Origin of the sequence: Methylobacterium gnaphalii, from assembly GCF_007992215.1 — a bacterium.
GTDB lineage: Bacteria > Pseudomonadota > Alphaproteobacteria > Rhizobiales > Beijerinckiaceae > Methylobacterium > Methylobacterium gnaphalii.
In genome coordinates this window covers 322,817-341,656 of record NZ_BJZV01000001.1, presented here as the reverse complement: position 1 = coordinate 341,656, position 18,840 = coordinate 322,817, and the positions used below count along the sequence as shown (strand labels likewise).

Genomic DNA, 18,840 nt, shown 5'->3' with positions numbered 1-18,840 from the left:
TCACTCGGCCGCCTGGAGCGTGCGCCCTTGGGCGACGCTCGAACATTCGGCCATCACGCGCGAGGCGCGGGCGATGGGGTTCGTCATGTAGAAGTCGGCGAAGGCGGGACCGAAGGCCTCCTTGCCAAGACTTCCGCCGAGACCGGCGAGGGTCTCGACCGCCTGCACCACATCGGCCGTCTCGACCCTGTCGATGCCGGCGAGATGCGGATGCGTGGCGTAGAGCGCGCGGCGCAGCGCACCGAGCGAGTCGTAGGGTAGCTTGTGGCCGAGCACGTCGGAGAGCGCGCGCAGGATCGCCCAATCCTCGCGTGCGTCACCCGGTGGGAAGCCGGCGCGGTTGGTCATCTGCACGCGGCCTTCCGTGTTCACGTAGGTCGCGGATTTCTCGGTGTAGGCAGCGCCCGGCAGGATCACGTCGGCGCGCATCGCGCCACGGTCGCCATGCGTGCCCTGGTAGATCACGAAGGCCCCTGCCCCGCCATCGACCTCGTCGGCGCCGAGGTTGAACACCACATCGAGGGCGCCCGGCGCGGTGATGCCGGCAAAGTCGAGACCACCTTCCCCCGGCACGAAGCCGAGATCGAGCGCACCGACGCGAGCGGCCGCCGAATGCAGGACGGCGAAGCCGTTCCACTCGGCCGTGACGGCACCGACGCTCTTGGCGAGCGCAGCGGCAGCGGCAAGCACCGCGGCGCCGTCGGCACGCGCCAGCGCAGCGCTGCCGACAATGACGAGCGGGCGCTCGGCCTTCGACAGGGTCTCGGCGAAGCTGTGCTTGCCGGCGGCGAGGTCGGATAGCGTGTCCGGACCGGCGCCGAGATAGAGGTGCGGATAGGTGAGGTCGACATCCTCGCCGATCAGGCCGACCGCGAGCGGAGCCATGCGCCAGCGCTTCCGGATGCGGACGTTCAGCAGCGAGGCCTCGAGGCGCGGATTGGTACCGACGAGCAGGATGGCGTCGGCCTCTTCGATCCCCGGAATGGTCGGGTTGAAGGTGTAGGCGCCGCGGCCCCAGGCCGGGTCGATCTTCTCGCCGCCCTGGCGGCAATCGATATTGGTCGTGCCGAGCGAGCCCATCAGCTCCTTGAGCGCGAAGATCTCCTCGACGCCTGCGAGATCACCGACAACCGCGCCGATGCGCTTCGGGTCGGCGCCCTTCACCTTGGCGGCGATCGCCGCGAACGCCTCGCCCCAGGAGGCGGGACGCAGGCGGCCATTCTCGCGCACGAAGGGACGATCGAGACGCTGCATGCGCAGGCCGTCGACGATCTGGCGCGTCTTGTCGGAGATCCACTCCTCGTTGATGTCCTCGTTGATCCGCGGGTTGATCTGCATGACCTCGCGGCCGCGCGCATCGACACGGATCGCCGATCCGACGGCATCCATCACGTCGATGGAATCGGTCTTCGACAACTCCCAGGGGCGGACATTGTAGCTCTGCGGCTTCGGCACCAGCGCACCGACGGGGCAGAGATCGGCGACGTTGCCCTGGAGCTCCGAGCCCATCGCGTTCTCGAGATAGCTCGTGATCTCCATGTCCTCGCCGCGGCCGATGGCGCCGAGGTCCGGCACGCCGGCGACTTCCGCCAGGAAGCGAACGCAGCGGGTGCAGTGGATGCAGCGGTTCATCGCCGTGCGCACCAGCGGGCCGATATACTTCTCCTCGACCGCGCGCTTGTTCTCCTTGTAGCGCGTCGAGTCGACGCCATAGGCCATGGCCTGATCCTGCAGGTCGCAATGGCCGCCCTGGTCGCAGATCGGGCAGTCGAGCGGGTGGTTGATGAGGAGGAACTCCATCACCCCCTCGCGGGCCTTCTTGGTGAGGCCCGAGCGCGTCAGCACCTCCGGCGGCTCGCCGTTCGGGCCGGGGCGGCAATCCTTCACCGCATAGGCACAGGAGGCGACGGGCTTCGGCGCGCCCTTCAGCTCGACGAGGCACATCCGGCAATTGCCGGCAATGGACAGGCGCTCGTGGAAGCAGAAGCGCGGGATCTCAGCACCGGCGACCTCGCAGGCCTGCAGGAGCGTGAAATCGGCCGGGACATCGACCTCGGTGCCGTCGACGAGAAGCTTTGTCATCGGGTCATCTCGGAATGGTCGCGCCGCATCGTCCTCACTCCGCCGCCATCGGCACGGCTTCGGAATGCGGGTTGGCGCTGTACTGGTCGATGCGCTTCTCGATCTCGGGGCGGAAATGCCGGATCAGGCCTTGGACCGGCCAAGCCGCAGCATCGCCCAGCGCGCAGATCGTGTGGCCCTCGATCTGCTTCGTGACCTCGAACAGCATGTCGATCTCGCGCTTCTGCGCGCGGCCCTGGGACATGCGCTGCAGGACCCGCCACATCCAGCCGGTGCCCTCGCGGCACGGCGTGCACTGGCCGCAGCTCTCGTGCTTGTAGAAGTACGAGATGCGCGTGATCGCCGAAACGATGTCGGTCGAGCGGTCGAGAACGATCACCGCCGCGGTGCCGAGGCCCGAGCCAAGGTCGCGCAGGGTGTCGAAATCCATCTTGGCGTCGATGATCTGCTCGGCCGGTACCAGCGGAACCGATGATCCGCCCGGAATCGAGCAGAGCAGGTTGTCCCAGCCGCCGCGCATGCCGCCGCAATGTTTATCGATGAGCTCACGGAAGGTGATGCCCATCTCCTCCTCGACGTTGCACGGCTTGTTGACGTGTCCGGAGACGCAGAACAGCTTCGTGCCGGTATTGTTCGTCCCGCCGAGGCCCGCAAACCACGCTCCGCCGCGGCGCAGGATGGTGCCGGCCACAGCGATCGACTCGACATTGTTGACGGTCGTAGGGCAGCCGTAGAGGCCCATATTGGCCGGGAATGGCGGCTTCAGCCGCGGCATGCCCTTCTTGCCCTCGAGGCTCTCGATCAGCGCCGTCTCTTCGCCGCAGATATACGCGCCTGCACCGTGATGGACGTAGATGTCGAACGGGTAGCCGTGGACATTGTCCTTGCCGACGAGCCGGGCCTCATAGGCCTCGTCCACCGCGCGCTGCAGCGCGAATTTTTCCGCAACGTACTCGCCGCGCAGATAGACGTAACAGGCATGCGCGCCCATCGCGAAGGAGGCGAGCAGGCAGCCTTCGATCAGGAGATGCGGATCGTGCCGCATGATCTCCCGGTCCTTGCAGGTGCCCGGCTCCGACTCGTCGGCATTGACGACGAGGTAGTGCGGGCGCCCGTCGGACTTCTTGGGCATGAAGGACCACTTGAGGCCGGTCGGGAAGCCGGCGCCGCCGCGGCCGCGCAGGCCCGAGCCCTTCATCTCGTCGATGATCCAGTCCCGGCCCATTTCGAGCAGGAACTTGGTGCCGTCCCAGGCGCCGCGCTTCTTCGCCGCGTCGAGATCCGGCGAGTGCAGGCCGTAGAGGTTTGTGAAGATGCGATCCTGATCGGAGAGCATGACCTCAGCCCTTCTTCTCGGCGAGCGTGCCCGCCTGGCCGACCCAGTCCTCGCGGTCGATACGGCCCGGGAACGCAAGATAGGCGCCGACCCAGGCGATCTCCGCCGGAGTCCAGGCGGCGATCTGGTCGTAGTGCCACACGCCGAGATCGTTCAGGCGGCGGCTGTTCACCGGGCCGATACCCCTGATCTTGGTCAGGTCGTCGGGACGGTCATCGCGTGCCGCCGCGATGCCAGCCGGACGCGTACCAGCGGCATTGGCCCGCTCTTCCGGGCTCTGCTCCTGATGCACTTCGTCGTCGGCACCTGAGGCAACCGGCTGCTGCGGCGGCTCGGTGCGCAGCGTGGCATCCTCCGCGACAGCCTGCTCGTCCTCGGCGATGCGTGCGGACGTACCGGCCGGCTTCGGAGCGCCGACCTGATCGGCGACCTGGGGCGCAGCCGACGACGTTTCGGGCTCCGCAGCCTTCGCCCTCTCATCGGGCCTGACCGGCTCCTTGCCATCGATGACGCGCTGCACCGGCGTTTCGACGGCCTGGGTCTCGGAGGCGCGACCGGCCTGGGGACGGGCCGGCTTGGTCTCGTCCTTGGCGCGGGCTTCGGTCGAGGCAGACTCTTCCTTCTTGACCGCGGCATCGCCCTTATCGCCGCCGTGACGCATGTGCTCGAAGCGCTTGCGCCAGGCGCCGACGCGTGAGCCGTCGAACAGCGTCGGATCCGTCAGGGTATTGATCGCATCCTTAGGCTCGGAGGAAATCCGGCCGGTCTGCGAGCCAATCTTCACTGGGCGGCCCGCGGCGAGGTCGTCCATGAGCGCGTTGAGGCTCTCGGGCGTGAGGTCCTCGTAGTAGTCCTGGTTGATCTGCACCATCGGTGCGTTGCAGCAGGCGCCGAGGCACTCGACCTCAAGCCAGGAGAAGTTGCCGTCCGCCGAGACATGCCCCGGGGGTCCGAGGCGCTCGTGCAGCGCGTCCTTCAGCTCGCGCGCGCCGCAACTATCGCACGGCACCGTGCCGCAGAGCTGGATCCAGAATCGGCCGACCGGCTCCAGGGCGAACATCGTGTAGAAGGTCGCGACTTCGAGCACGCGGATATGCGGCATGCCGAGCTGGTCGGCGACAGCCTCGATGGCCTTCTGCGGCAGCCAGCCGCCATTCTGCTCCTGTGCCTTCCACAGGAGCGGGATCACGGCCGAGGCCTGACGGCCTTCCGGATACTTCTCGATCTGGCCGCGGGCCCATTCCGCGTTCTCGGGAGAGAACGCGAAGCTTTCGGGCTGCTCGGCGGCGGGGGCTAGCCTGCGGTTCGCCATGACGTCTCGGCTGTCCTCTCAGCGGTCCACTTCGCCGAACACAATGTCGAGCGTGCCGAGCACGCAGGACACGTCGGCGAGGAGGTGGCCGCGGCACATCCAGTCCATCGCCTGCAGATGGGCGAAGCCTGGAGCGCGGATCTTGCAGCGGTAGGGTTTGTTGGTGCCGTCCGAGACCAGATAGACGCCGAACTCGCCCTTTGGCGCCTCGACGGCGGCATAGACCTCACCGGCCGGCACGTGGAAGCCCTCGGTATAGAGCTTGAAGTGGTGGATGAGCGCCTCCATCGAGCGCTTCATCTCGCGGCGCGGCGGCGGCGCGAACTTGCCGTCCGTCGCGGCGATCGGGCCCTGACCGGCGGGCTCACGGAGCTTGGCCACGCACTGTTTCATGATCTTCACAGATTCCCGCATCTCTTCCATGCGGATGACCTGACGATCGTAGGTATCGCCGTTCTTCCCGACGGGGACGTCGAATTCCATCTCTTCGTAGGCCTCATAGGGCTGCGACTTGCGCAGGTCCCACGGGATGCCGGAGCCGCGCACCATCACGCCCGAGAAGCCCCAGGCCAGGGCCTCGTCCTGAGTCACGATGCCGATATCGACGTTGCGCTGCTTGAAGATGCGATTGGCCATGACGAGGTCGTCGAGATCGTCGACCACCTGGAGGAACGGGTCGCAGAAGGCCTCGATGTCGTCGATCAGCGCCGGCGGCAGGTCCTGGTGGACACCGCCCGGGCGGAAGTAGTTGGCGTGGAGACGAGCGCCCGAGGCGCGCTCGTAGAAGATCATCAGCTTCTCGCGCTCCTCGAAGCCCCAGAGCGGAGGCGTGAGCGCGCCGACGTCCATCGCCTGCGTGGTCACGTTGAGAAGGTGTGACAGCAGCCGGCCGATCTCGCAGAACAGCGTACGGATCAGCTGCGCCCGACGCGGCACCTGGATGCCGGCGAGCTTCTCGATCGCCAGGCAGAAGGCGTGCTCCTGGTTCATCGGCGCGACATAGTCGAGCCGGTCGAAATAGGGCGTCGCCTGCAGGTAGGTCTTGTGCTCGATCAGCTTCTCGGTGCCGCGGTGCAGCAGCCCGATATGCGGGTCGACGCGCTCCACGACCTCGCCGTCGAGTTCGAGGACGAGCCGAAGCACGCCGTGAGCCGCAGGGTGCTGCGGCCCGAAATTGATCGCGAAGTTCCGGATGTTATGCTCGGCCATCCTGAGACCTCAGCTCGACTTCTTCTCATCGCCCGGCAGCACGTAATCCGTGCCTTCCCAGGGCGAGAGAAAATCGAAATTCCTAAATTCCTGCTGGAGCTTGACTGGCTCGTAGACCACGCGAGCCTCGTCTTGGTCGTAGCGGACCTCAACAAAGCCGGTGAGCGGGAAGTCCTTGCGGAGCGGATGCCCCTCGAAACCGTAGTCCGTCAGCATCCGGCGCAGGTCCGGGTGGCCGGAGAACAGGATGCCGTAAAGGTCGTAGGTCTCGCGCTCGTACCAGTTCGCAGCCGGGAAGACCGAGATCACGGACGGTACCGGCGTGGTCTCGTCGGTCGCCACCTTCACGCGGATGCGCGCGTTATGGCGCAGCGAGAGCAGGTGATAGACGACGTCGAAGCGCCGGGCGCGCTCGGGATAATCGGCGCCGCAGATGTCGATGAAGCAACGGAAGGCACAGGCCGGCTCGTCGCGCAGATAGGTCAGCGCGTAGACGATATCCGATCCCTGGACCGTCAGCGTCAGCTCGCCATGGGCGATCTTGGTGTTGGTCACGGCTGGCCCGAGAGCCGCGCCGATGCGCTCGGCCATGGCCTTCAGCGCCGCGTCGCCCTGAGCGACCTCGATGTTCGAGCGAAGCTTGATGCCGTTGGTGGTGACAGCCTCTGTCATGCCGCTCACCGCTCGATCGTGCCGAGACGACGGATCTTCTTCTGAAGAAGAAGCACGCCGTAGAGCAGGGCCTCGGCGGTTGGCGGGCAGCCCGGCACGTAGATGTCGACGGGCACGACCCGGTCACAGCCACGCACGACCGAGTAGGAATAGTGATAGTAGCCGCCGCCATTGGCGCACGAGCCCATCGAGATGACGTAGCGCGGCTCCGGCATCTGGTCGTAGACCTTGCGGAGAGCGGGGGCCATCTTGTTGGTGAGCGTGCCGGCAACGATCATGACGTCGGACTGACGCGGCGAGCCGCGCGGCGCGAAGCCGAAGCGCTCGCAATCGTAGCGCGGCATCGACATCTGCATCATCTCGACGGCGCAGCAGGCAAGGCCGAACGTCATCCACATCAGCGAGCCGGTGCGGGCCCAGTTGATGAGCTCGTCCGCGCTCGTGACGAGGAAGCCGCGATCGGCCAGCTCATCGTTGATCGACAGGAACATCGGATCGGTCGCGCCCACCGGGCGTCCGGTATTGGGATCGATGATCCCCTTCGGCGCCGGTGCGACTTCCGGGACGCGGTCGAATGTCGGGGTCAGGGCCATGTGCGCCTCTGAGGGTGATGCGGGTGCGGCAGGCGGCTCAATCCCATTCGAGCGCTCCCTTCCGCCATTCGTAGATGAAGCCGACGGTGAGCACGCCGAGGAACACCATCATCGACCAGAACCCGAACCAGCCGAGCTCACCGAAGGTGATTGCCCAGGGAAACAGGAAGGCGACCTCGAGGTCGAAGATGATGAACAGGATCGCGACGAGGTAGAACCGCACATCGAACTTCATGCGGGCGTCGTCGAAGGCGTTGAAGCCGCACTCGTAGGCCGAAAGCTTCTCAGGATCCGGCGCCGAATAGGCGACCAGGAACGGTGCCACGAGCAGCGCGACGGCAATGAACAGGGAGACGCCGATGAAGACGATAAGCGGCAGGTAGTCCGCCAGCAGGCCCGTCATGCGACACCTCCAATTCCCGGCAAAAACCGATCGCGCTCGCCCTCCGCATGCGCGGCGTTCTGGAATTGATCAATTCCAGTCTGAGCACGGCGGACGCTTAGACGACAGCCCCCAGCGAAACAAGGGCGTTCGGCGCCGCACAATCGAAAGGGTATGCGTGTAACATGGGTCATTTCCCGCACCGGTCAGCAGGACCAAACCGCACACGCGCAACGGAGGTATAGGCAACCGTTTCGGGGGCATTGCGTGGCCGATGAAGCCTCCGGCCGAAATCTCTCTCCAAAGCTGCGACGGAGCGCCTTGACAGCGACGGCCACCCGCCCCTAAACCCCGGCCGTCGCCGAGCGGAACACGCAACGGCGGCCCTTACGCGGGCGTAGCTCAGTCGGTTAGAGTGCCGGCCTGTCACGCCGGAGGTCGCGGGTTCGAGCCCCGTCGCCCGCGCCAGAGATCATCTCTGCTTTCTTCCTGAAACCATGTGACGCGGACCTGCATCGAGCAGGACTGGACTTCGGGGCATCAGCCTTGGCCGGCCGAGAGACCCGCTACGGCAGAGCGTGACTGCGCCGTCACACTCGTCTCGGAAGTCTCGGCGCTCGATACCGGGCGCCCCGCTTTCGCCTCACCCGGCCCGGACAGGCTGTGCGACGATTCCCTCCACATCGCGCTGGCCGTCATGCCGTTTTCGAGAACCATCCGCTCCCTCGCCGCTGCCACGGCCTTCGCCGCCCTCGCGCTCGGTGGCTGCGGCACCGGAACACCCATGCTCGATGGCGTCGGGCCGGTCAGCCCGGTCGTGCTCAACGAGCAGGCGGCAGCTGCAGCGATCTCGCACTATCGCTCGCAGCACGGGCTCGGCCCGGTCGTGCTCGATTCCAGCCTGATCAAGGCCGCCTCCTATGAGGCCGCGGCCAATGCGCGGGCCGGCCAGCTCAGCCACGATCACGGCGGCAGCTTCGAGTCGCGCATGGCGAGCGCCGGCTTCGGCCGCCGCTACGCCGCCGAGAACCTCAGCGCCGGCTCCGAGACCTTCGACCAAGTGCTTGGGCGCTGGAAGGCCTCGCCCGCCCATAACAGCAACATGCTGATGCCGCAGGCCCGGCGCATCGGCATTGCCCGAGTCGACGCGCCCGGCAGCCGCTACAAGCGCTACTGGGCGCTGGTGCTCGCCGGCGACTGAACGCCCGACCCCACAACCTTACGAAAAGGCCCGCCGCATCGCTGCAGCGGGCCTTTTTCTCGTCGCAGGGTCGAGGTGCTCAGGCGGTGAGCGGACCGGGGATCGCAGCCTCGGCCTTTACGAGCAGGCGCTGCTCGTGGCGGCGCATGAACAGCCACAGGGCGAGACCGCCGAACACCACGAAGGCCAGAAGCGCCAGCCCGACCGGGCCGACGATGTGCTCGATCGAACGCCCGCAGAAATAGGCGCCGAAGCCCATGATCGAGGCCCAGGCAACACCGCCGAGCCCATTGAAGATCATGAAGCGACGGGCATCGAGCTTGTTCACCCCGGCGAGCACGGCGGCATAGGCCCGCAGCATCGCGGTGAAGCGGCCGAAGAACACGATCTTCCCGCCGTGCTCACGGAACAGGTACTGGCCAAGCTTGAGCCTGCCATGGTCGAGGGCGATCATGTGACCGTGCTTCAGCAGCAGCGGCATGCCCCAGCGGCGGCCGACCCAGTAGCCGAGGTTGTCGCCTAGGATCGCCGCGGCGGCAGCGGCGAGCACGATCACGAAGATGCTCAGGTTACCCGTACTGCCGGCATAGACGGCGGAGGAGATCAGGATGGTCTCACCCGGCAGCGGCACGCCCGCGCTCTCCAGCATGATCACGACGAAGATTGCGAGATAGCCGTAGGACGCGATGAGCTCGGTCACCGGCAGCTCGTGGAGAAAGGACATACAAGACGACTCTGCGGTTTTCGGTGCGGCCAGTCTCGCGATGAACATGGCCGTACCGGGGCGGGCTGCCCTCACAGTGTGATGGACGTCCTACCTTCGGACGCCTCGTCCGCCGGCTCGGCGGCGGACGATTCTGCGGACGTGGAATCGTCGGCCTGCGGGGCGGGCGCAAGCAGCGGGCACAGCATCGCGATTGCAGCAGCGATCCCATGTAGGATGGGGTTGGAGCGCGGCCCTTCATCCGGCGGCATGAGATGGGTGGTGTCGATCATCGTCGTCGAAGCTCTCGGCAGCGTATGCTTACGCTTACCTGCCGAGGAATAAATCACGCCCCTGTCTTCGGTTGCATGGACGGCGCCCGTAAAGTGCGCCGCAGCACGCATGACAGTCTTCAAACAAATTCACGAAGAAGCTGAACCGCAATGGGCGACGAGACGTTGTCCGAAATCTGCAGGAGGCTTTAATGGTTCCCTCCCATCAAACTGCGGAAACTGTCGGCGATGTCGGCAGCCCGACCTTGCTCGGCCTCGCGATCGTCGGCGCGCTGATCACGGTCGGAGCGTATTGGCTCCTCGTCGGCTAGGCCAAGGCGGCTGTCGCAGCAGCAGCCTCGAATTCTGCCTTACGCGTGACAAGCCGCGCCTCGGCCTCCGCGTCGCTGCCCCAGACGCTAGCCTGAAAGGTCTCGTCGACATGGGCAGCGGCCCAGGCTTGCTCCGCAGTCAAACGCCCATGCAAGACAGCGAGCGCGATCAGCAGCGAGCCGGTCAGCGTCGTCATCGCATGAAGCGCAGCGAGCCGGAACGTGCCGTCCACCCGCCCGATCTCCGCACGGATTGCCGCGACCGTCTCATCCGGCTGCGTCACGTGCATCACGCCCTCGGATAGCACCAGCCGCGCCCCGAGTGCGTCTCGCGCCCAGTCGACAATCGGATCCCAGGCCTCGCTCTGCGCCGCGATGAGACGCGGCGGATCGCTGGCCCGGTAGGCAACCAGATCGGTGCCCGCATAGGCGCCCAGATCCGCGGCAACCTCATCGCGGCGCTCGGCCACGCCGTCGATCGCCGAATTGGCGAGCCGCGTGAGCGGCATCTTGGCGGGGTCGATCACCTCGGCCTGCGCCTGCCACTCGGCCGCTACGCGCTCCGCCAGCGCACGGGTCGGCAGCCGCAGGAGGTTTCGAGCCGGCGTGCGCGCCGGGCGTCCGTCGAGGGTCAGCCCGAAGCCGGCTTCGGTCTCACTGAAGCCGGCCTCCTTGTAGAAGCGCTTCGGCAAGACGGGCTTGCCGTGTCCGCGCGCGATCGCGTGGGGATCGGGCGGTTTGATCTCGCCGGGCTCGCCCAGCCAGTCCCGGGTGGCATCGTTCTTCGGGTCGGTCATGGGTGGGCCATAGGCGATCTCGGCGCCGGACGCCAAGCCGTCAGCCGGCTGCGATCTGATCAGCGACGGAGCACGACGATCCGTCGAGAGGACGCGCGATCAGGTCGGCCAAAGCCCCGGCGCTCTCGACGACGGTAACAGCACCGGCGCCGAACAGCGCGCCGGGCGGATGGTAGCCCCAGGCGACCCCAATCGCCGCGACGCCCGCACTCCGCGCCATCATCATGTCGTAAGTGGTGTCCCCGATCATCACCGTGCGGCTCGGGCCCGTTTGAGCCTCTTCCATGGCCAGGTGCAGCATCGTCGGGTCCGGCTTGGATGGCGCATCGTCTGCCGTCTGGGTGGTAGCGAACCAGCCATGCCAGCCATGCTTGTCGACGAGATGAGCAACGCCGCGGCGTGACTTGCCCGTAGCGATCCCGAGCCTGACCTCCGGGCGGGCGTGCAGCGCCTCGATCAGTTCGCCCATGCCGGGAAACAAGGGCTCCTCGTAGGCGGGATCGATCCGCAGGGCCTGAAATGCCCGGCGATAGCTATGGGACAGGGCATCGATCGGTCCCGCTTCGCCCACAAGCCGCTTGAACGCCTCCGGCAACGACAAGCCGACGACGGACAGTGCCTCCTTGCGCTCGGGAGCCGTCAGGCCGTGTTCGGCAAAGGCGCGGGCCTGTGCCTCGACGATGAGGTGCTGGCTGTCGACGAGCGTCCCGTCGACGTCGAAGACGACGAGCGTTACCACGGCGGGGCCGCGCCCCGGCTCATGGCCGCTTCGCCGGAGACTGAGGTTGCGGCTGCGACGGAGGCTGAACCGGCTTCGCTGGAATCTGGTTCTGCGGCGGATTCGGCCTCGCCACGGGCGGGGGCAGGGTCTGCGGCTGCGCGCCCTGTGTCGTCGGCTGACCAGGGCGGCGGCGCTCGTAGCCGAGCCTGCACCGGATCAGGAACCGGCGGCGCGCACCACCGCGCAGGCTACGGTTGCGCGACTCTCGGTTGCAGCTCGCATAAGAGCGGCGACGCTTCTCCGCCCCACGGAGCCCGGAGGCTCGGCCGGCGCTGCCCGGAGCAGCCGCGGGAGCAGGCTGTGCCGCAGCAGCCGGCGTCGGCTGGGCGGGCGCAGGCTGCGGTTGCGCGCTCGTTCCGCGCGCCAGGACCGGCGCGCCGAGGCCCCCGACGCCGACGAGTCCGGCGAAGGCGAGGCACATCAAGGTCACAACCCTCATGGATACGGCTCTTCCGGTAGGGCGATCTTCGCCGAGGCGCGACGTCCAACGGTCCATGAGAACCGTCGCGCCGCCTCGGTCGGCCATCAGAGAATAAGCCGCCATCTGCCTTTGCCAAGGCACAAGCGCGGCCGCAGCAGCATCGAGGCAACCTATGCTTAGCTTTCTGGAGCCTCGATGATCGGATCGTACTGGCTCGTATCGAAGCCCATCAAGTTCCAGCTCTGGGCCATATGCGGCGGCAGGGGCGCGCTCACGTCGACGGGCACGCCGGTGCGCGGATGCGGGATCACGATCCGACGAGCGAGCAGGTGCAACCGATTCTGCAGGCCGCCAGGCAGCTCCCAATTCTCGACGTCGAAATATTTCGGATCGCCGACGATGGGGTGGCCGATATGGGCGGCATGCGCGCGCAACTGATGCGTGCGCCCCGTGACGGGCTTCAGAGAAAGCCACGAGACCTTCTGTGCCGCCTGATCGACCACGGCGTAGTAGGTGAGCGCGTGACTGGCGCCGTCATCGCCGTGCTTGACCACCTTCATGCGAGCATCCGCATCGGTGGGCTCGTCCTTGGCGAGGTACGTGGAGATCCGGCCCTGGCGTGTGCGCGGCACCCCGGCGGCGAGCGCCCAGTAGATCTTGCGGGCCGAACGCGAGCGGAAGCTCTTGGCCAGCGTCGCGGCCGCGAGCCGCGTCTTGGCGATGATCAGGCAGCCGGCGGTGTCCTTGTCGAGCCGGTGGACGAGGCGCGGCTTCTGGCCGTCTTTGCCGGTCAGCGAGTCGAGCAGCCCGTCGACGTGACGCACCGTGCCCGAGCCGCCCTGCACGGCAAGGCCGAAGGGCTTGTTCAGGATCATCATGTCCACGTCCTCATAGAGGATCAGCGAACGCAGGAACTCGGCATCGTTCGCCTCGCGGGCCGGATTGCGCGGACGCTCGGTGGGCTCCTCGAGCTTGAGCGGCGGAACCCGAACGCTCATGCCGGGCTCGAGCCGATCGTTCGGCTTCACACGCTTGCCATCGACCCGCAGCTCGCCCTTCCGGACGATGCTCTGCACGCGGGTGAAGGGCAGTTGGGGAAACCGCGTGGTCAGGAAGCGGTCGATCCGCATCCCAGCCTCGTCCTCCTCGACCGTCAGCGTCTGCACGCCGGAGGCGAGCGTCGCGGAGGCCGCTGCCCGCTGCTCGCGGCGCGTCGGTCCCTCAACCGGAGGCGCTACCGGCTTGCGTCCCGAATCGGGCCTCTTGCGAGAGGCCGGATCGGAGAACGCACCGGCGCTGGCCTTCGCCGCGCGCGGAATGGACGGGCGCGGCTTTGCAGGTGCTGCAGCCTTGGGAGCGTTCGTGGCCGCGGCCGGTGCGTCCCAGGGCGAGCGCTCGGACGCATCCTCGCCGCGATTGCGCGCGGCGCGGCGGGCCGCATCGAGAGCGGAGGTGCGTGGCCCCGTGCCCTCGCGCTTCGGCCAGGCGTCGGAGCGCGGACCGCGCCGTCCGGCGCCCTTGCCGGCGCCACTGCGTTGTGGAGGTCTTCCCGTCATCGCTCGCTGCTACCACCCTGCCGCTCGGCCGGAAAGCGATGCGATGCGCCCGAGTGACGTGACCGGGATGATGTTGGCGCGGACGTGTCGTGAAAAATCGCTTCGGCGGTGTCGGGATCGCACCGGATAGGGTGGCCGCGGACCGGGACTCAGCCGGCAGCCGCCAGCATCCGGGCCGGCCCGAACTGCCGCGCCGCCTCGATCGCCAGCCCGACGCCCACCGAGCCGAATGTGTCGCCATCCACGATCCGCGCCTCCGGCACGCAGGCGCAGAGCGCAGCGCGGACATGCGGCAGCCCAGTCGAGCCGCCCGTGAGGAAGATTGCGTCGATGGCATCGGCGGCGAGCCCGGCCTGGGTCAGGCAGCGCCCGATCCGCTCGGCAATCCGTTCGGCCAAGGCGCCAGTCTGCAGGGCCAGACTTGCGCGATCGACGGCAACGGCGAGACCGGGCTCGACCCAATCGAGGTCGATGCGTCCGTGGTCTCTGTCGGATGCTGCGATCTTGGCTCCCTCCACCGCCATGGCCAGCGCATGCCCCCGCTCGACCTCGACGACGGTACGCAGGCGGTCGATCAGTTCGGGACGCGCCGCATCCCGCGCCACTTCCTCCAACTCGCGATAGACCTTGCGGTCGTAGAGTCGGTTGATGCTCGACCAGGTGGCGAGGTCGTGGAAATAGCCGTTCGGCACCAGAAGGTCGGCGCGCTTCATCGGGCTGCCGAGGCCCATCAGCGGCATCACCGTACCGAGGCTGAGCCGCCGGTCGAAATCCGTGCCGCCGATGCGCACGCCGTCATTGGCCAGGATGTCCTCAGCGCGCTCGGCGCGGCGGTGGCGCTCGGGCGAGAGTCGCACGATGGAGAAGTCCGAGGTGCCACCGCCGATATCGGCGATCAGGGCGATCTCTTCACGTTCGACGGATTGCTCGTAATCGAGCGCCGCGGCGATCGGCTCGTACTGGAATCGGACGTGCCGGAAGCCGACCTCACCCGCGATGGCGCGCAGGGTGTCCTCCGCCTTGCGGTCGCCGACCTCGTCGCCATCGACGAAATGGACCGGGCGGCCATGCACCACGGTGTCGAGCTCGATGCCACCGGCTGCCTCGGCTCTCTGCTTCACCGCGGCGAGGTAGCGGGCAATGACCTCGCGGAAGCGCAGGCGCTCGCGGCCGATCGGCGTGCTCTCCTCGATCAGGTTCGAGCCGAGCACCGATTTCAGGCTGCGCATCAGCCGGCCCGCCGTGCCCTCGACATAGGCCTCGATCGCGGCGCGGCCGATGAGGGCCTCGTGGCGCGGGCTAAAGAAGATCGCGCTTGGAATCGTCCGGTGCGCGCCTTCCAGCGGCAGCAGCGAGGGCCGCCCAGCCGTGGCGAGGCCCAGCGTCGTGTTGGACGTGCCGAAGTCGAGGCCGCAAGCCGCCATGTGCGAAAACTCTCTGGCCGGTTTCTGGGAAGGGGCGGCTGCGTACAAGCAACCGCTCGGCCGGTCCAGCGTCTGGAGCCCAGGGCGGCGTCAGGACACGGCAGCGTCGGCGGCATAGCGCCGTTCGAGATGCGCCAGAAAGTCCTCGGCGCCGAGGGGCTTGCCGGTGGCGGCAACGAACAGCTCGTCGGTCTGCAGCACGCTCCCCTTGGCGTGGATATTGTCGCGCAACCAGCCCCGCAACGCCGAAAAATCGCCCTGCGCCAGGGCCGGCCGGATGCCGGGGAGCGCCTCGCAGGCCGCCGCGAAGAGCTGCGCCGCGCCCATCGCGCCGAGGGTGTAGGTCGGGAAGTAGCCGAAGCTGCCGCCGGGCCAGTGGATGTCCTGCAGGCAACCGTCCCGATCATCCGTCACGGTGAGACCGAGGAGCCGGCGCACGCCATCGTTGAAGGCGCCGGGCAGATCGGCCACCGCCAGATCGCCCGCGATCATCGCCGTCTCCAGCTCGTAGCGGAGCAGGATGTGGGCTGGGTATGTCACCTCGTCGGCATCGACGCGGATGAAGCCCGGCTCGACCCGGGTGTAGAGGCGATAGACGTTGTCGGCCTCCCAGGCCGGACCCTCGCCGCCGAAGGCCTCGCGCAAGCGCGGCGCCAAGAAGGCGACGAATTCGCGGCTGCGGCAGGCTTGCATCTCGATGAGGAGCGACTGGCTCTCGTGAAGGCTCATGCCGCGCGCCTGGCTCACCGGCTGATGACGCCAGGCGGCCGGGCGGCCCTGCTCGTAGAGCGCATGCCCCGTCTCGTGCATCACGCCCATCAGGGCACGGGTCGCGTCGGCCTCGTCGTAGCGGGTGGTGATGCGAACATCGTCCGTGGCGCCGCCGCAGAACGGGTGCAGGCTCACATCGAGCCGGCCGCGGTCGAAATCGAAACCCGCCGCCCGCATCAGCGTGAGACCGAGATCCTTCTGGTTCTCGACCGGAAAACGGCCAGGTAACGGAACGGCCTTGGGCTGCGCAGCCTGGCGCGCCTGCGCACGGCCGAGGAGGTCGGGAAGAGTGGCGCGCAGCAGCGCGAAGAGCGGATCGATCCGGGCCTGCCGCATGCCCGGGTCATAGCCGTCGAGAAGGGCATCATAGGGCGAGAGGCCGAGCACAGCACCTTTCACCTCGCCGATCCGCCGCTGCAGACGCAGCGTCTCGGCCAAGTGCGGAGCCAGCATGGCGAAGTTGCCCTGCCGGCGCGCCTCCCGCCAGGCCATCTCCGAACGGGTCGAGGCCTTGGAGCTCGCCTCGACGAGATCCGCGGGCACCGCCGAGGCATGGATGTAGGCTCGGCGCATCTCGCGAAGATTGGCGCGCTCCCACTCGCCGAGTCCCGCAACCTCCTCCTCGGCTTCGGCGAGCGCTTCCGCGGTCTGTGGCGAGGTCAGGATCTCGTGGGCCAGTACGTTCAGGGTCGCAAGCTGTTCGCCGCGCATGTCGGACGCACCGTCCGGCATCAGGGTCTGCATATCCCAGCCGAGGATGCCGGATGCGTCTTCGATGGCGCCGAGCCGCGAGAAGGTTGTGGCGAGGGAACGATAGGCCTGCATCGAGCGCGACTGTCCTTATCCGTCTTTTCGACCGATGGGGGCCTATCACGGCACAGCACGGCCTGACGATGCGGCACGAGGCAAGCCAATTGACAGAAAGGCAGCCTGTCTGTACCGATCGGTACATGTTGTACTGATCGGTACAATTGTTGCCGCCTGGAGCCCGTCATGTCCGAGAGCCGCCCTCCCCTGCCGCCGTTCACCTATGAGAGTGCCGTGAAGAAGGTCCGCGCGGCTGAGGATGGCTGGAATGGCTGCAACCCTGAGAAGGTCTCGCTCGCCTATACGGTCGACAGCCGCTGGCGGAATCGCTCGATGATCTTCCAAGGCCGCGAGGCGATCGTGAACTTCCTGACTCGGAAATGGGAGCATGAGCACGAGTATCGCCTGATCAAGGAGATCTGGGCTCATTCCGAAAACCGCATCGCGGTGCGCTTCGCCTACGAGTACCGCAACGCCTCCGGCAGCTGGTTCCGTGCCTATGGCAACGAGAACTGGGAGTTCGACGAGAAGGGCCTGATGAAGGTAAGGCACGCCAGCATCAACGACATCGCGATCCAGGAGAGCGAGCGGCTCTTTCACTGGGATCGCTCCGCACCGCGGCCGGCCGATCATCCCGGGCTGACCGAATTGGGGCTTTAAGCGAGCACGCGATGGCACGAACCGTGAAGGCCCGCGCGGACGTCCTGCCCGCGCTGGCCGAGGTCTTCCGGGAATACGGCTACGAGGGCGCGAGCCTGTCCCTGATCGGGCAGCGCACGGAGCTGGGCAAAGGCAGCCTCTACAACTTCTTCCCCGGCGGGAAGGAGGAGATGGCCAATGCCGTGCTCGACGAGATCGACGAGTGGTTCGAGACACGGATGTTCAAGCCGCTCCGCGAAGAGGCCGATGCCTCGGCGGCCATCCGCGCCATGCTCGCCGACACGCTCGCCTATTTCCGCTCGGGGCGGCGGGTGTGTCTGATCGGAGCGCTCGCGCTCGGCGATGCGCGCGATCGTTTTGCCGAGCGGATCAACGTCTACTTCGCCGGCTGGCGGGATGCTCTAGCCACGGCCCTCGCCAGACAGGGTCTCGACGAGGCGGAGGCACAGCCGCTGGCGGAAGACGCAGTCGCCCTCATCCAGGGCGGCCTCGTGGCCGCCCGCGCGATGGATGATCCTAGCCTGTTCGAGCGGCTCCTCGCACGCCTGGAGATGCGCCTCCTGCCCGCCCCGAAAAACTAGCCGGCTCAGGTGCCCTTCTCGGCCGCGATCAGATCGAGGGCCTGCATCGTCTCCTCGGACAGTTCCAGATCAGCCGCGGCGAGGTTTTCGCGAAGATGGCCAACCGAGGACGTGCCGGGGATCAGCAGGATGTTCGGCGCGCGCGTCAACAGCCACGCCAGCGCGACCTGCATCGGTGTCGCGCCCAGCTTCGCGGCGACGTCTGAAAGCGCCGTCGATTGCAGAGGCGAGAAGCCACCGAGCGGGAAGAACGGCACATAAGCCGTGCCGGTCGCGGCGAGGCTATCGATCAGCGCGTCATCCTCGCGGTGAGCAAGGTTGTACTGGTTCTGGACGCAGACGATGTCCGTGATCTTGCGGCCATCGGCGACTTGCTTCGCGGTCGCATTGCTCAAGCCGATGTGGCGCACGAGGCCCTGCTTCTGCAATCCCGCCAGGACCGAGAGCGGCTCCTCGATCGGGCCTTCGGCCGGACCGTGCACATCGAACATCAGCCGCAGGTTCACGACGTCGAGGATCTCGACGCCGAGGTTGCGCAGGTTGTCGTGGACCGCGCTCGTCAACTCCGCGGCCGAGAAGGCCTTGTTCCAGGATGCATCCGCGCCGCGCTTGGCCCCGATCTTGGTGACGATCACGAGATCGTCCGGATAGGGATGCAGCGCCTCTCGGATGATCTGGTTGGTGACGTGCGGGCCGTAGAAGTCGCTGGTGTCGATGTGGTCGACGCCGCTCGCCACCGCCTCGCGCAATACCGCGATCGCGGCCTGCCGGTCCTTCGGCGGCCCGAAAACGCCCGGCCCCGCGAGTTGCATCGCGCCGTAGCCGAGACGCTTCACCGTGCGATCGCCGAGCTTGAACGTGCCGGCTTTTGCGATGTCGATCATGGATCATCTCCTCTGGAATGAAGACCCATGTAGCTCGCTCATGGTCGATGGATAATCGGACGCT

At 67.1% G+C, this 18,840-nt stretch carries 18 protein-coding genes and 1 tRNA gene; 4 read left to right on the top strand and 15 right to left on the bottom strand.

What is annotated here, in order from left to right; translation table 11 throughout:
- From nuoG to MGN01_RS01560, 7 genes are read right to left on the bottom strand one after another with little or no spacing between them, the layout of a single operon-like run.
- On the bottom strand, positions 1-2,082 hold the full coding sequence (gene nuoG / locus MGN01_RS01590; protein ID WP_147044808.1) for an NADH-quinone oxidoreductase subunit NuoG: 2,082 nt from the start codon (positions 2,080-2,082) through the stop codon (positions 1-3).
- Positions 2,083-2,116: 34 nt separating this feature from the next.
- Positions 2,117-3,418 carry an NADH-quinone oxidoreductase subunit NuoF gene (nuoF, locus tag MGN01_RS01585; protein WP_147044807.1) on the bottom strand — a complete coding sequence of 434 codons (1,302 nt, stop codon included), beginning with the start codon at positions 3,416-3,418 and terminating at the stop codon, positions 2,117-2,119.
- A 4-nt stretch (positions 3,419-3,422) separates the two neighbouring features.
- The gene (nuoE, locus tag MGN01_RS01580) at positions 3,423-4,730 is read right to left on the bottom strand and encodes an NADH-quinone oxidoreductase subunit NuoE (protein WP_147044806.1); all 1,308 of its coding nucleotides are present in this window, start codon (positions 4,728-4,730) and stop codon (positions 3,423-3,425) included.
- An 18-nt stretch (positions 4,731-4,748) separates the two neighbouring features.
- Positions 4,749-5,939 carry an NADH-quinone oxidoreductase subunit D gene (locus tag MGN01_RS01575; RefSeq protein WP_147044805.1) on the bottom strand — a complete coding sequence of 397 codons (1,191 nt, stop codon included), beginning with the start codon at positions 5,937-5,939 and terminating at the stop codon, positions 4,749-4,751.
- A gap of 9 nt (positions 5,940-5,948) precedes the next feature.
- Positions 5,949-6,611: an NADH-quinone oxidoreductase subunit C gene (locus MGN01_RS01570; RefSeq protein WP_147044892.1), complete on the bottom strand. Its 663-nt coding sequence runs from the start codon at positions 6,609-6,611 to the stop codon at positions 5,949-5,951.
- Between the two features lie 5 nt (positions 6,612-6,616).
- On the bottom strand, positions 6,617-7,204 hold the full coding sequence (locus MGN01_RS01565; protein ID WP_147044804.1) for a NuoB/complex I 20 kDa subunit family protein: 588 nt from the start codon (positions 7,202-7,204) through the stop codon (positions 6,617-6,619).
- Positions 7,205-7,241: 37 nt separating this feature from the next.
- Positions 7,242-7,607 carry an NADH-quinone oxidoreductase subunit A gene (locus tag MGN01_RS01560; protein ID WP_147044803.1) on the bottom strand — a complete coding sequence of 122 codons (366 nt, stop codon included), beginning with the start codon at positions 7,605-7,607 and terminating at the stop codon, positions 7,242-7,244.
- Positions 7,608-7,977: 370 nt separating this feature from the next.
- On the opposite strand from MGN01_RS01560, the gene MGN01_RS01555 reads away from it, so the two are divergent.
- Positions 7,978-8,054, top strand: a tRNA-Asp gene (locus MGN01_RS01555).
- Positions 8,055-8,283: 229 nt separating this feature from the next.
- Positions 8,284-8,787: a CAP domain-containing protein gene (locus tag MGN01_RS01550; protein ID WP_147044891.1), complete on the top strand. Its 504-nt coding sequence runs from the start codon at positions 8,284-8,286 to the stop codon at positions 8,785-8,787.
- Positions 8,788-8,866: 79 nt separating this feature from the next.
- Here the strand turns inward: MGN01_RS01550 and MGN01_RS01545 are convergent, their stop codons facing one another.
- The 7 genes from MGN01_RS01545 to MGN01_RS01510 all read right to left on the bottom strand — a co-directional run bounded on the left by MGN01_RS01545 (position 8,867) and on the right by MGN01_RS01510 (position 16,669).
- On the bottom strand, positions 8,867-9,511 hold the full coding sequence (locus MGN01_RS01545) for a DedA family protein (RefSeq protein WP_147044802.1): 645 nt from the start codon (positions 9,509-9,511) through the stop codon (positions 8,867-8,869).
- Positions 9,512-9,582: 71 nt separating this feature from the next.
- Positions 9,583-9,894, bottom strand: coding sequence for a hypothetical protein (locus MGN01_RS01540; protein ID WP_147044801.1), 312 nt, complete (start codon positions 9,892-9,894; stop codon positions 9,583-9,585).
- A gap of 196 nt (positions 9,895-10,090) precedes the next feature.
- Complete coding sequence (locus MGN01_RS01535; RefSeq protein WP_147044890.1) at positions 10,091-10,891, bottom strand: ATP12 family chaperone protein; 801 nt, start codon at positions 10,889-10,891, stop codon at positions 10,091-10,093.
- 40 nt (positions 10,892-10,931) lie between these two features.
- Entirely contained in the window at positions 10,932-11,630 is a 699-nt protein-coding gene (locus tag MGN01_RS01530; RefSeq protein WP_147044800.1) for an HAD-IA family hydrolase, read from the bottom strand.
- A 639-nt stretch (positions 11,631-12,269) separates the two neighbouring features.
- Complete coding sequence (locus MGN01_RS01520; protein WP_147044799.1) at positions 12,270-13,649, bottom strand: RluA family pseudouridine synthase; 1,380 nt, start codon at positions 13,647-13,649, stop codon at positions 12,270-12,272.
- Positions 13,650-13,798: 149 nt separating this feature from the next.
- A complete protein-coding gene (locus MGN01_RS01515) occupies positions 13,799-15,073 on the bottom strand; it encodes an Hsp70 family protein (RefSeq protein WP_147044798.1) in 1,275 nt (424 codons plus the stop codon).
- Positions 15,074-15,163: 90 nt separating this feature from the next.
- Positions 15,164-16,669 (bottom strand): carboxypeptidase M32, encoded by a 1,506-nt coding sequence (locus tag MGN01_RS01510; protein ID WP_147044797.1) that lies wholly within the window; start codon positions 16,667-16,669, stop codon positions 15,164-15,166.
- Between the two features lie 168 nt (positions 16,670-16,837).
- Between MGN01_RS01510 and MGN01_RS01505 the strand changes: the two genes are divergently transcribed.
- A complete protein-coding gene (locus MGN01_RS01505; protein WP_147044796.1) occupies positions 16,838-17,311 on the top strand; it encodes a nuclear transport factor 2 family protein in 474 nt (157 codons plus the stop codon).
- A gap of 11 nt (positions 17,312-17,322) precedes the next feature.
- Positions 17,323-17,892, top strand: a complete 570-nt coding sequence (locus MGN01_RS01500; protein ID WP_147044795.1) for a TetR/AcrR family transcriptional regulator — start codon at positions 17,323-17,325, stop codon at positions 17,890-17,892.
- 5 nt (positions 17,893-17,897) lie between these two features.
- Here MGN01_RS01500 and MGN01_RS01495 read toward each other — a convergent pair whose 3' ends face one another.
- Positions 17,898-18,776: an aldo/keto reductase family oxidoreductase gene (locus MGN01_RS01495; RefSeq protein ID WP_147044794.1), complete on the bottom strand. Its 879-nt coding sequence runs from the start codon at positions 18,774-18,776 to the stop codon at positions 17,898-17,900.
- Between the last annotated feature and the right edge of the window lie 64 nt (positions 18,777-18,840).

Excerpts from the sequence above, each read along its gene's own strand:
- MGN01_RS01515 (WP_147044798.1), bottom strand. The coding sequence starts at position 15,073 with ATGGCGGCTTGCGGCCTCGACTTCGGCACGTCCAACACGACGCTGGGC.
- nuoE (WP_147044806.1), bottom strand. The coding sequence starts at position 4,730 with ATGGCGAACCGCAGGCTAGCCCCCGCCGCCGAGCAGCCCGAAAGCTTC.
- MGN01_RS01500 (WP_147044795.1), top strand. The coding sequence starts at position 17,323 with ATGGCACGAACCGTGAAGGCCCGCGCGGACGTCCTGCCCGCGCTGGCC.
- MGN01_RS01560 (WP_147044803.1), bottom strand. The coding sequence starts at position 7,607 with ATGACGGGCCTGCTGGCGGACTACCTGCCGCTTATCGTCTTCATCGGC.
- MGN01_RS01540 (WP_147044801.1), bottom strand. The coding sequence starts at position 9,894 with ATGCGTGCTGCGGCGCACTTTACGGGCGCCGTCCATGCAACCGAAGAC.
- MGN01_RS01570 (WP_147044892.1), bottom strand. The coding sequence starts at position 6,611 with ATGACAGAGGCTGTCACCACCAACGGCATCAAGCTTCGCTCGAACATC.
- MGN01_RS01565 (WP_147044804.1), bottom strand. The coding sequence starts at position 7,204 with ATGGCCCTGACCCCGACATTCGACCGCGTCCCGGAAGTCGCACCGGCG.
- MGN01_RS01520 (WP_147044799.1), bottom strand. The coding sequence starts at position 13,649 with ATGACGGGAAGACCTCCACAACGCAGTGGCGCCGGCAAGGGCGCCGGA.
- MGN01_RS01550 (WP_147044891.1), top strand. The coding sequence starts at position 8,284 with ATGCCGTTTTCGAGAACCATCCGCTCCCTCGCCGCTGCCACGGCCTTC.
- MGN01_RS01545 (WP_147044802.1), bottom strand. The coding sequence starts at position 9,511 with ATGTCCTTTCTCCACGAGCTGCCGGTGACCGAGCTCATCGCGTCCTAC.
- MGN01_RS01505 (WP_147044796.1), top strand. The coding sequence starts at position 16,838 with ATGTCCGAGAGCCGCCCTCCCCTGCCGCCGTTCACCTATGAGAGTGCC.
- nuoF (WP_147044807.1), bottom strand. The coding sequence starts at position 3,418 with ATGCTCTCCGATCAGGATCGCATCTTCACAAACCTCTACGGCCTGCAC.
- MGN01_RS01535 (WP_147044890.1), bottom strand. The coding sequence starts at position 10,891 with ATGACCGACCCGAAGAACGATGCCACCCGGGACTGGCTGGGCGAGCCC.
- MGN01_RS01495 (WP_147044794.1), bottom strand. The coding sequence starts at position 18,776 with ATGATCGACATCGCAAAAGCCGGCACGTTCAAGCTCGGCGATCGCACG.
- MGN01_RS01575 (WP_147044805.1), bottom strand. The coding sequence starts at position 5,939 with ATGGCCGAGCATAACATCCGGAACTTCGCGATCAATTTCGGGCCGCAG.
- nuoG (WP_147044808.1), bottom strand. The coding sequence starts at position 2,082 with ATGACAAAGCTTCTCGTCGACGGCACCGAGGTCGATGTCCCGGCCGAT.
- MGN01_RS01510 (WP_147044797.1), bottom strand. The coding sequence starts at position 16,669 with ATGCAGGCCTATCGTTCCCTCGCCACAACCTTCTCGCGGCTCGGCGCC.